The sequence below is a fragment of the Parabacteroides acidifaciens genome, from assembly GCF_003363715.1.
GTDB classification, from domain to species: Bacteria; Bacteroidota; Bacteroidia; order Bacteroidales; family Tannerellaceae; genus Parabacteroides; species Parabacteroides acidifaciens.
In genome coordinates this window covers 16,168-27,697 of record NZ_QREV01000060.1, presented here as the reverse complement: position 1 = coordinate 27,697, position 11,530 = coordinate 16,168, and the positions used below count along the sequence as shown (strand labels likewise).

The window sequence follows — 11,530 nt, the reverse complement described above, 5'->3', positions numbered from 1 at the left end:
GCGTCAAGCGCGGGGACAGGGGGACTTTTGACATATTTGAAAGGGGGTTTAAACCCGCAGAGGAATCCGGCAAAGCCAGGTGTTTATCAACCCGTTGATTGAAATCAACGGCAAAAGAGAGCCTGCGGCAGGGGGGCTTATTGTATAAAACGGATTTTTCAAGTCTAAAAGGCGTCTAAAACAAAACAAATGTTAATCCGCTTTTTTTGCCTCAAAAAGGGACTTTTTCGCCTTTTTTGACCGTTCCCAGCAATTACGACCGTCCTCTTTGCTATTATGACCGTGCTAATGTGTAGTGCACTCGGCACCTCGCGAAGATTAGGACGGTCGTAATGGCGATTTGAACGGTCGTAATTGGAAAGAGGACCGTTGTAAGGGCAAAAAAGCACCTGAATTTCCTTGGGATATTTGGGACGCCGTCCGTTTTATTTTCAAATAATCGATTCTCCGGGAGTTAAGGTTTATCACTTTGCCGATGTTTCCGTCTTTCGGCAATCAAATTGCACGCTTTTCGAAACGGACTGCGCACCTCGCTCTTCCTATTGTCAGAAAGGGGAGCTTAAACCGCAAAAAAAGTCAATCCAAAATCGATCAAGATTTCAGACGAAATAGAAAAATGGCAAAAAAGGGGGTTATTGTAATATTCATCAGATTTGCAGGAGGTTCAAAACTTACCAAAAGTGAGCTATCCCGTTCCCGCGCTCCGATGCGGGATCGCAAGAGAACAGGTTTTATCCAAAACTGGTAAATGATGAATGCATAATTGTTATTAAATAACCGAATGTAAAAATGTAATCGGCAAGCATTTATTTTAAGAGGTTCAGGTGGGCAAGCCGTCTGCGTATCTCCCGCAAAGTATGTTGTATCGATTTGGAAAGTATGATCAGTGTTACGGCAATGATGATCAGAAGGATACCGACTGCCAGATTGGGGGTGAACGGTTCGCTGAAGACCAATACGCCGACACATACGGCTGTGATCGGTTCTACAGCCCCCAATACGGCGGTTAATGTTCCCCCGATATTATGCACGGCAAGGACAAGCGTGATATTGGAAATAACAGTCGGAACAATAGCCAGCAGAACCAGGTTCATCAATGACATGGCATCAGGAATCGCTTGTATGCCTTCATTCGTCCCTGCTTTGACGGCAAACAGGATTGTACTGACAACAAACACGTAAAAGGTCAGTTTGCGACCGGTCATCTTTTGCACGCGCGATTTATTGACAGTCGTGATGTAAAGTGCATATCCGACGGCAGACAGCAAAACGATGAAAACGCCTAAAGCATTCAGTTTCATTTCCCCTTCATTGATAGAAAGGCGTGCCACTCCGCAGATTGCCAACACAATAGCCATCAGTGTTACCCAGGATGTCTTTTCCCTGAATACCAACAGCATGATGAGGGTGACGAATATCGGATAGGTAAAATGGAGTGTTGTAGCAATTCCGGCCGACATGAAGCTATATCCCCAAAACAAGAACATGGCGGAAGCAGTGTAGAAAAAGCCCAATAGAACCAATACCGGGATTTCCCTTTTCTCCACATGGAACGATTCCTTCCTGATAACCATAATCCCTGTCAAAGCCAATGCTGCAAACAAGAAACGGTAGAACAGGATGGAATCGAACTGCATCCCCTTTGCCATCAGCGGCAATGTAAACAGGGGTATCAACCCGAATGTCGCCGACGTTAATATACCGAAGGCAAATCCTTTAAAATTACTCATCACTTTTTCTCTTTGATAAAACGGCATCAAAGATAGTATAAAAACGGGCGATAGGGAAATAGCGGTAAGCAGCAAACGTCCAAAAATTAGACAATCTTATACTTGATTGCTGTTAATTATCTTCGCGGAGCAGAAATTCAACAGGTTCCTCGTTATTTTTACAAAATTAAAAAAAGAAACACATATGAAAACTTTGAGTTGGATGTTACTATTGGGAATTTGGCTGTTTATCTCCGCTTGTCGTCCGGAAACAGTTTCCGGCTTCCGGGTCCTGGTGTTGGATCATGCCGATCAGATAGAGCCGGATATGGAGTTGCCGTTAGATGTATTGAGTATGCAGGTCGAGGCCATTCCTTTGGAAACAACGGATCGTTGCCTGATAAAAGAGATATCCTATCTGGAAGAAAGCCGGGAGTTTTATTGGTTGGTTTCCGATAACCGGATTTGCAAGTTTGATAAAACGGGACATTTTCTGCAATATATCGGTGCTTCCGGGCAAGGACCCCAAGAATTTCTATCTCCCAAAACAATTCAACCGGTAGAAAAGGAACAGGCTTTATATGTCATGGACTATTTTGGCCGGAAGATGAATGTTTATGCTTTTGACGGCCGTTTTTTATCTTCATTCAAATTGCCGGAGGAGACATGGATAGATAACTTCCGGTATAAAGATGGGAAAATCTATTATCTGACAACCGGAAATTCAGTAATGCCCGACCTTTATCGCTATGATATTCAAGCCGGACGGGTAGATACACTTTGTAAGCGTGACCGGGAGATGGGAACAGAAGGATTTATGGGCCAGACTTTTACTTATAATTTAGATAATGACTTATATATGTTCCATTATTTTAATGATACGGTCTATCGGATTCGTGAAAACAAGATTGAACCGGCCTGGCTTTTTTATATCGGAAAACTGAAATGGACATTTGACGAGTTGACATTAGTTGCTGATTATACTCCAAAGGTAAGGCCGGACGGTCCGCGTATGCAGATATTTGATCTGTTTGAAACCAATGATTACGGCTTTGTCTTTTATTCTATGTCACAATTCAAGGGAGAACATATGAAAGCGTTTATGGCTTTGTATGATAAGAAATTGGATCGTTTTTATCCGCATGTCAATCTTGTCTCGGAAGAAACTCCCTGGAAATCGGTTGAGAAGGGAAAGATGTTGGTGAAAACATCTGTGCCGGGTTCCCTTTATGCGGTAAGAGAAGCGTTTGATTTAGCAGGAAAGAACGGTTTTGAAACGCTAAAGGAGGACGACAATCCGGTACTGTTGCGTTATGTTTGCAAGTGACGGCTGTTTCCTCCTTTAGGCAGGTTATGTGAGAATGATTTATTTTGCAGCTAAAGTATTTCTTTGGGCTTGTTGGTTAGGGATTGAGTTTACACATACATCCTTGCTGATTTCTTTGTTGTCTTTGAAGGTCGTCAGGGTAATGCTGCAAGCATTGTCGTTGTATGTGTAAGCGTAGGTTTGTTGTTTTTCCCATTTTTGAGTGTCTTCGTTCCATTGTTCGACAGTCTTGGACACGACTCTCTTGTTTGCGTCGTATGAGAAACTGTATTTGCGATACTGCTGCAGGAGGTTTTCGCCTTCCACCTTGTAGACATATTTAGTCATTACTAAACCGTTTGCTGTTTCTGTCTTATAGGCGAAGTCGGATGCAGAACAGAAGTTTACACTTGCGAATACAAAAACGATCACTGCGATAACTGATTTTAAAACTGACTTTTTCATGACTTTATTCTTTTTAGTTGTTTATTAATCTCTTGCCAACTAAATTGCAAAGCCTGTGCCAAACTATGTACGCTTTTGAAAATCAGTGTTTTGATAAAACTATACAAAAAGAAGAGTGTCCAAATATTTGACAATGCTGTCAAAAGTTTGGACACTCTCAGTTATCTGATGTAATTCTTTCCTTACAAAAGCAATCCCGCTGCCACCTCTTCGGCAACTGCGTCATTTTTGATTGCGGCAACCAAAGCAAGGCCGAAATTCATGACTAATCCCGGACCTTTACCGGTTATGACGTTGTCGGATATTTCAACTGCTTCGCCTGTAACGTTTGCACCGATCAGTTTCGGTTCAAAACCGGGATAACAGGTGGCGTTACGGCCTTTCAGCAGTCCCAGTCCACCCAACACCATTGGAGCGGCGCAAATGGCAGCTACGATGCGGCCTTCGCGATACTGTTGCAGCAATGCTTCTTTGAGCGGTTCGGAACTGTTCAGGTTGGATGCGCCGGGCATGCCTCCGGGAAGGATGAGGGCATCGGCTTCGTTCAATACTACATTGTCCAATGTCTTATCGGCTGTTACCGGAACATTGTGTGCGCCTGTTACAACCAAGTCGGTAGTGATGGAAACAGTTGTAACTTCAATACCACCGCGGCGCAGGATGTCAACTGTCCCCAAGGCTTCCATTTCTTCGAAACCATTCGCTAAGAATACAATTGCTTTCTTCATATTATTTCTATTTTAGTTTATACAGATAGGTAATCGTACCGCTCTGGTTGTTGGCGCCGCTGATGCTGTTGAACTTAGCCCGTTTGGCGGCATCCAGTGCACTCTTACGCATGGAAGCGTTGTCGATGTTTGTACCTTTACCTATTTCTGCAAATATAACATTTCCTTTCGGGTCTACCGTGATGTTAATTACGATTCGTCCCTCTTCCTGAATTGTATAGGCGGGACGCGGAAGACCTCCGGCACCGATTGAACGACCGTTCAGGTTGAACGAACCATAACCGCCTACACCTTCGTTAGCTCCATGATCGGAATTTCCGAACGGACTACCCTGGTTTCCTGTTCCGGATGCGGCATCGCCTTGGCTGTTACCTTCCTGGCTTCCCATTCCGAAAGCACCGGCCACCTTGTTGCTGATAGCCTGTTCTTTCTTACGCTGTTCTTCGGCCAGGCGTTTCTTTTCGGCTTCTTCCTTGCGGATACGTTCTTTTTCGGCTTCCTCTTTCCGTTTCTTTTCTTCCTCTTTCTTGCGTTGCTCTTCTTTTTCCTTTTTCTTTTTGGCTTCTTCGATTGCAACGCTTTCCTCGATGTCTTGCGTTACCAGTTCTTCCTTGGGTGTTTCCACTTTAGGCTCTGGCACGGGAGGGGGAGGAGTTGTCGTTTCCTGAGGGGGTTCCTGTCCGGTATATTTCGGTTCGAAAGTTCCGGCTGCCGCATTCACGTTACCGAAGTTCACCAATATGCCGCCATCCTCGTCCGGAACAACGGTCTTCAATACCGTGAACCCCAGGATGAGCAGGATAATCAGGTGGAATGCTACCGAACCCGCTATACCGTATATGTCATCTTTATTTAACTTCATAATCCTCTTTTAAATTGTCAATTGTCAATTGTCAATTGTCAATTACTTCTGTGGCCGGGTGGCGAGCACCATCTTGAATTTATTCTCATTCGCAATGTTCAGGATACGCACGATTTCCTTGTAAGGTACCGATTCGTCTGCATATAAGGCTACAAACATTTCCGGCTCTTTTGCATAACTCTCTTGCAGGAACGGGGTGATCTCTTCGAAAGACACCAGCTTTTCCCGCTGGCTACCGAAAGCGACGTAGTAATTCAGGTTCGCATCGATCGTGACGCGTGTCAGCGGCTTGGCAGCAGTCTGCTTCTGCGCTTGCGGGAGCGTCACCTTGATGGCGTTCGGAATAACTACCGTCGAGGTAACCATAAAGAAAATCAACAGCAGGAATATGACGTCTGTCATAGAAGCCATACTGAAGCTTTCGTTTACTTTTGTTCTTCGTTTTAAAGCCATAATCAGTTTGCAGGTTCGTTCAATAAGTCCATAAATTCCATTGTGCGGGCTTCCATCTTGTTCACCACGTTGTCTACCTGCGAAACCAGATAGTTGTAGGCAAACAGGGTAATGATACCGACAACCAGACCACCAACCGTTGTAACCAATGCCTCATAGATACCACCGGACAACAGGGATACGTCAACATTCGTTCCGGCATTTGCCATATCGAAGAAGGCGCGAACCATACCGGTTACCGTACCTAAGAATCCCAACATCGGCGCTCCGGCAGCTGTCGTAGCAATCAATGGAAAACCTTTTTCCAGTTTGGCAATCTCTAAGTTACCTACATTTTCGATGGCGACCAGTACGTCGTTCATCGGGCGTCCCAAACGGGTGATACCCTTTTCAATCATGCGGGCGGAAGGTGTATTGGTGCTGCGGCACAGGTTTAAAGCCGAATCAACTTTCCCTTCATGTATATAATCCTTGATACGGTTCATAAACGTTTCATCCTCTTTGCCCGCCCGGCGGATTACCATCAGGCGCTGGATAAATATATAACATGCCATCAGTGACAGTAACAATAATACAACCATAATCCAGCCACCTTTAAAGGCGAGGTCGATTACATTGATTTCTGCTTCAGTGGGAACTGTTACCGCCGTCAGGTCCGGCATCTGCTCTGCTGTTTGTGCCCCTACAGCTTGTAGGGAAAGTAAAATACTCATGTTTATAGAATTATGAATTATAAATTATGAATTATAGAAGGCATTCTTTGTATAGTCTGATCGTTTCTTTCAAACCATGATAAAGAGCGTCGCAGATCAGCGCGTGACCGATTGACACTTCATCCAGTCCCGGGATATTTTGATGAAAATAGGCCAGGTTTTCCAAGCTCAGGTCATGGCCGGCATTTACGCCGAGTCCCAGATTTTTGGCCAATTGGGCGGCTGCAATAAATGGTTCAATTGCCTTTTCACGGTTTACCGGATAACAGGTCGCATAGGGTTCCGTGTATAATTCGATACGGTCGGTTCCCGTTTTAGCGGCCAGCTCAATATTGTCGAGCTCCGTCCCCACAAAAAGAGAAGTGCGGATGCCGTGAGAAGTGAAGGTGTCCACCAATTCGCTCAACTGCTCGAAGTGGGCTTTTACGTCCCAACCGGCATTGGAAGTTATGGCATCGGGAGCGTCCGGCACGAGCGTGACCTGTGTCGGTTTTACTTTCGTTACCAGGTCGATAAAATTATCGCAAGGATATCCTTCTATGTTAAACTCTGTTTTTATTTCCGGTTTCAAGGCATATACGTCGCTGTACCGGATGTGCCGTTCGTCCGGTCTGGGATGAACGGTAATCCCTTGTGCACCGAAAGCTTCACAGTCTAATGCCACTTTTAATACGTTTGGTACATTGCCACCGCGTGCGTTACGAATGGTTGCAACCTTGTTAATGTTTACACTTAAATTTGTCATCGTATATCGTTATATCTTTTTTCTTTCATTACATTTGCACAAAAGTATCGGCAAATTTAGCAGTATTTAGGGAATATACAGAAGAATGTTGGTGAAAGATTTCATAACGAAGGAATTTCCGGTGTTAAAAAGTTTTGACACGGGAGAGTATGCGTTGGCTTTAATGGATGATTTTAAATTGAAGCATCTGCCATTGTTGAATGAAAATATGTATAGGTGTTTGGTATCGGAAAAAGACCTGCTGGCAATGCCGAATCCGGCAGCGACTATCGGTGACCCGGTTTTGTTGTCGCCCAGTGTTCAGGAAAACACGCATATCCATGAGGCAATGGCTTTGATTACCCGATATCAGTTGAGTCTTCTTCCCGTTGTAAATCCTGAAGGAGAATATTTAGGCGCTATCACGCGTGACAAACTGATCGATATTCTGTCCGAGCTTTGTAGTGCGGAAGCTGCCGGGAGCGTGTTTGTGTTGGAGTTGATGCCGCAGGATTATTCGCTGACCGATATTGCCCGCCTGATCGAGGCAAACAATGCGCATGTCCTGAATTTGCTTTCTTACACGGATAAGGATACCGGACGGTTGCATCTGATTATCAAGATCGACCTTGAAGACGCTTCTCCTGTAATCCGTAGTTTCGAACGGTTTAACTATACAGTCCTTTATTACTTTATGGAAAAGGGAATGGTGGACGATCTGCTGCAACAGCGGATGGAAGAGTTAGTTCATTATATGAATATATAGGGAGTTGAAAGTTGAAAATTGAAAGTTATGAAGAAGATCGGGGTATTTGGCAGTGAATATCAGTCGGACAAGCAGCTTGTCATTAAGCGCTTGTTTGAAAAGCTGACTGCTTTGGAGGCTGAGGTTTATGTGGATCGTGATTTCTATCTTTTTCTTACGGATGCCTTGAACTATGAGCCTCCCGTATCCGGTATCCTGACCAGTGATGAGTTTAACCTGGATGTAGCTCTGAGTCTGGGTGGTGATGGTACTTTCCTGCGTACAGCTGCCCGTGTGAACAAACAGGATATCCCGATTCTGGGTATCAATACCGGGCGTCTCGGATTTCTGGCTGACGTTTCAAGCAATGACATTGAAGATACGCTGGACGAACTGTTCAAGAACTACTATAAGATAGAGGAACGCACTTTGTTGCGCCTTCATACCGAAGACCGGGTCTTCCACGGTTATAACTATGCCTTGAATGAGATCGCGATTCTGAAGCGCGACACCTCTTCCATGATAACGATCCATACATCGTTGAACGGCGAATACCTGACTTCTTACCAGGCTGACGGTTTGGTGATTTCTACTCCTACGGGTTCTACTGCCTATTCTATGAGTGTGAACGGGCCGATCATCATCCCGCAGAGCAAGAATCTGGTTTTAAGTCCGGTTGCCCCCCACTCCCTGAATGTACGCCCGTTGGTTATCCCGGATTCTTTCACGATCACTTTAGGGGTGGAAAGCCGGAACAAATATTTCCTGATTGCCCTTGACGGACGTTCCGAAATATTCCCGACCGGCATACAGCTACGGGTAAGCAAAGCCGATTATACGACAAAAGTGATTAAACGATATAATCATACCTTTTACCAGACGCTCCGCGAAAAACTGATGTGGGGAGCGGATGCACGGATGAAATAGAGATGAAAAACTATGTTTTGCAGCATGTTTTCGTTAAATCAGGTTAAATAAGCGAGATTTCCAAACGAATATATATGCTACATAACATAAAAGCTCTATATTTGCACTGTGTTTTTCATGGTATTAGATTTAAGGTTAACAATGAAGATTGGCTGTCCGTGATGGATAGCCTTTTTTTTGCCCAATATGAAATATTCTCATTCTGTTTCTTTTACCAATGGAAGAGTAAACCAAAAGGTCGATCCTTTTCCTAATGCGGAGTGCACGCCGATCTTTCCCCCTAATTTCTCAATGATGCTTTTGCTGATAGCCAATCCGAGCCCTGTCCCCTGTTTGTGTGCATTCAACTTGACAAACCGGTCGAATATGTTTTTACATTCTTCTGCACTGATTCCTATTCCCGTATCCGTGACAGAAACGTATATATTGTCTTCTTTTATTTGATAATCTAATTTTATTTCTCCTTCGGAGGTGAACTTAATGGCATTTGTCAGGAAATTGGAGATTACCTGTGTAATCCTCTTCGGATCAGAGTGTATTTGGATAGACGGTAAATTCCTATTGAAAGAAAAAAGCACATGATCCGGTATTTTTAGGGCATGGACGGTGTATATCTCTTCGCAGATTTCCTTAAAGTCAAAATTCTTCTTAGTGATATCGAATGTGCCGGATTCGATTTTCGAGAAATCGAGGATGTCGTTTATCAATTGAAGAAGGAGATCGCTGTTTGTGTTGATAATGTCGACAAAGAAATTCCGTTCGTCCTTATCTTCTTCCTCCATGTTGGCGATGATACTGGAAAAGCCGACGATTGCATTAAGGGGCGTACGTATTTCATGGCTCATATTTGCCAGAAACATGGATTTGAGCTTGTTTGCTTCTTGTGCTTTTGCAAGCTCCGCTTCCTTTTGCTGTTGCTCTCTTTCTATGCTACGCAATTTTTCCTGCATACTAACTTCGTTCGTGATGTCGGTCAGATAATAAAGTATCTTTTCCGGTTTCCCGTCTGCATTGTATTTATAAGGCTGTACATATGCTTTGACCCAGATATATTGGTCTTTAAACATACGCCTGTACTGGACACTGTATCCTTTGATTTCCCCTTCGATCAATCTCTCGAATTTCTGTTTCAGCACCCGCTCCCTGTCGTCGGGGTGTACAAGCCGGTAAAAGTCTTTCCGTGACTTAAGTATGCATTCCTTTAATTTGGAGGGTTTATCAGGATCGCGCAGTTCGAGATTTATAGTCATTTTATCCTCTTTGACATCATATTCCCACAAAAGGGAATCCCCGGATCCGATAACGGTTTTCAATTTGTTGAATAATTCATGGGTCTCCTCTACCTTCTTGTACTTTTCCGTTTCATCACTGAACATAAGGATATAACCATATATCCCCTCTTCAGGATTCCTTAAAGGAATACATTTGATGGAAAGGTGCAATGTCGTATTTTCTTTTTGAGGATCTATATGATAATATTCGTTCGTCTTTATATTATTGAATGCATAATCACAATAAAAAACGACTTCCTCCCCTTCCTTCAGCCGGGATATTTCATTGGCCGGGAAATTGGGGTTGCTAAACAGGTTTATGCCGATGATGTCCGTACGTTTTATCGCAAATAGCTGTTCGTCTGTTTCGTTCAGGTCGATCAGGTTGCCTTCCGCATCATATAATTCGACACCGATTGGTAGTTTCTGGTATAGAGAATTTAAACTCAATTCTTTTTCCATGCGATTTCGTTTGGGTCTTAAAATATTTTGTGTGTGTCTCTTTCTGCATTTTTGATTTTTATGCAAAGTTATAGTTGAAAATCAAAACGGAAAAGGACAAGAAGGGGAAAGTCTTGTTAAACATGGTTAATGTAATGACTTTTCCAAACAAAAACATATGCTGCATAACATAAAACCCTTATATTTGCACTGTGTTTTTCATGGTATTAGATTTAAGGTTAACAATGAAGATTGGCTGTCCGTGACGGATAGCCTTTTTTTTGCCCGTATGTGAAGGATTCGGGTATATTGGAAATAAAGTCTTACCTTTGTGTTGCAATTAATGGTAAAAGTCTGAGATATATGAAAAGAGTTTTCTGTCCCAAGTGTGATAATCAGTTAGCGTTCGATGAAACAAAATATCCGGAAGGCAAGGTATTGGCCTTTGTCTGCCCTCAATGCGGTTCCCAGTTTAAGATCAAGTTGGGACGTAAAGTGGTCCGTACCGAATCGGGCCAGGAGAAAGAGGTGAAGGAACCGGATTTTTCTTGCGGGTATATTACAGTAATCGAAAACACATTCGGGTTTAAACAGGAGTTGCCGCTTGTGATGGGTGATAATGTAATCGGACGCCGTAACAAAGATACGGACGGTGTCGATCTGCCTATCATTACCAGCGATCCCAGTATGGGGCGTAAGCATTGTGTGATAAATGTAAAAGAAGATAAAGAGGGAAAGTTAATTTATACATTACGCGATTTTCCCAGTCTTACCGGAACATTCCTGCGTAGCGTAATCCTGGGTAAGAAAGAACAGGTACGGATTGAAGAGGGAGCGGTGGTGACGATCGGGGCTACTACATTTATTCTTCATGTGCCGGGAGGGGAAGAAGTTTAATCTTAGATACTGACCGGAGCGAAACAAGCCTCTTATACCAGGGGCGATAAGGGAGATAGGGGGAAATTTGGCGTAGGTTTCGGGAGATATCGATATAAGAAACCCATTTCAACTCCGGTCCAGTACACTAAGAATGAAAATCATTATTCATGTTTTTTGTTTTAGACTTCGACAATAAAACAACTCATTTCCGATTTGGCTCACGGTCTTTTACGTAAAGATCCAAAAAGAGTTTAAACAAAAGTTTTATTAACTATGGTTAAATACGGCTTAAATAGTTAGATCTTAG

General features: G+C 43.5%; 12 protein-coding genes. 4 read left to right on the top strand and 8 right to left on the bottom strand.

Annotation, left to right across the window (positions count from 1 at the left end):
- Positions 1-806: 806 nt before the first annotated feature.
- On the bottom strand, positions 807-1,730 hold the full coding sequence (locus tag DWU89_RS17795) for a DMT family transporter (protein WP_115500979.1): 924 nt from the start codon (positions 1,728-1,730) through the stop codon (positions 807-809).
- Between the two features lie 184 nt (positions 1,731-1,914).
- Between DWU89_RS17795 and DWU89_RS17790 the strand changes: the two genes are divergently transcribed.
- Positions 1,915-3,036, top strand: coding sequence for a 6-bladed beta-propeller (locus tag DWU89_RS17790; protein ID WP_115500978.1), 1,122 nt, complete (start codon positions 1,915-1,917; stop codon positions 3,034-3,036).
- A gap of 39 nt (positions 3,037-3,075) precedes the next feature.
- On the opposite strand, the gene DWU89_RS17785 is transcribed toward DWU89_RS17790, so the two are convergent.
- The 6 genes from DWU89_RS17785 to DWU89_RS17760 form a co-directional block, all read right to left on the bottom strand.
- On the bottom strand, positions 3,076-3,480 hold the full coding sequence (locus DWU89_RS17785; protein ID WP_115500977.1) for a DUF3836 domain-containing protein: 405 nt from the start codon (positions 3,478-3,480) through the stop codon (positions 3,076-3,078).
- A gap of 182 nt (positions 3,481-3,662) precedes the next feature.
- The gene (locus DWU89_RS17780; RefSeq protein WP_115500976.1) at positions 3,663-4,208 is read right to left on the bottom strand and encodes a DJ-1 family glyoxalase III; all 546 of its coding nucleotides are present in this window, start codon (positions 4,206-4,208) and stop codon (positions 3,663-3,665) included.
- A 7-nt stretch (positions 4,209-4,215) separates the two neighbouring features.
- Positions 4,216-5,070 carry an energy transducer TonB family protein gene (locus DWU89_RS17775; RefSeq protein WP_115500975.1) on the bottom strand — a complete coding sequence of 285 codons (855 nt, stop codon included), beginning with the start codon at positions 5,068-5,070 and terminating at the stop codon, positions 4,216-4,218.
- A 42-nt stretch (positions 5,071-5,112) separates the two neighbouring features.
- Positions 5,113-5,523 (bottom strand): ExbD/TolR family protein, encoded by a 411-nt coding sequence (locus tag DWU89_RS17770; protein WP_115500974.1) that lies wholly within the window; start codon positions 5,521-5,523, stop codon positions 5,113-5,115.
- A 2-nt stretch (positions 5,524-5,525) separates the two neighbouring features.
- Complete coding sequence (locus DWU89_RS17765; RefSeq protein ID WP_115500973.1) at positions 5,526-6,236, bottom strand: MotA/TolQ/ExbB proton channel family protein; 711 nt, start codon at positions 6,234-6,236, stop codon at positions 5,526-5,528.
- A 31-nt stretch (positions 6,237-6,267) separates the two neighbouring features.
- On the bottom strand, positions 6,268-6,981 hold the full coding sequence (locus tag DWU89_RS17760) for a pyridoxine 5'-phosphate synthase (protein WP_115500972.1): 714 nt from the start codon (positions 6,979-6,981) through the stop codon (positions 6,268-6,270).
- A gap of 85 nt (positions 6,982-7,066) precedes the next feature.
- On the opposite strand from DWU89_RS17760, the gene DWU89_RS17755 reads away from it, so the two are divergent.
- Together DWU89_RS17755 and DWU89_RS17750 are read left to right on the top strand one after the other, a co-directional pair.
- The gene (locus tag DWU89_RS17755; RefSeq protein WP_115500971.1) at positions 7,067-7,726 is read left to right on the top strand and encodes a CBS domain-containing protein; all 660 of its coding nucleotides are present in this window, start codon (positions 7,067-7,069) and stop codon (positions 7,724-7,726) included.
- Between the two features lie 27 nt (positions 7,727-7,753).
- Positions 7,754-8,632, top strand: coding sequence for an NAD kinase (locus DWU89_RS17750; RefSeq protein WP_115500970.1), 879 nt, complete (start codon positions 7,754-7,756; stop codon positions 8,630-8,632).
- A 197-nt stretch (positions 8,633-8,829) separates the two neighbouring features.
- On the opposite strand, the gene DWU89_RS17740 is transcribed toward DWU89_RS17750, so the two are convergent.
- On the bottom strand, positions 8,830-10,365 hold the full coding sequence (locus DWU89_RS17740) for a sensor histidine kinase (protein WP_115500968.1): 1,536 nt from the start codon (positions 10,363-10,365) through the stop codon (positions 8,830-8,832).
- A gap of 342 nt (positions 10,366-10,707) precedes the next feature.
- Here DWU89_RS17740 and DWU89_RS17735 point away from each other — a divergent pair, with 342 nt between their 5' ends.
- Positions 10,708-11,241 carry an FHA domain-containing protein gene (locus DWU89_RS17735; RefSeq protein WP_115500967.1) on the top strand — a complete coding sequence of 178 codons (534 nt, stop codon included), beginning with the start codon at positions 10,708-10,710 and terminating at the stop codon, positions 11,239-11,241.
- Positions 11,242-11,530: the final 289 nt, after the last annotated feature.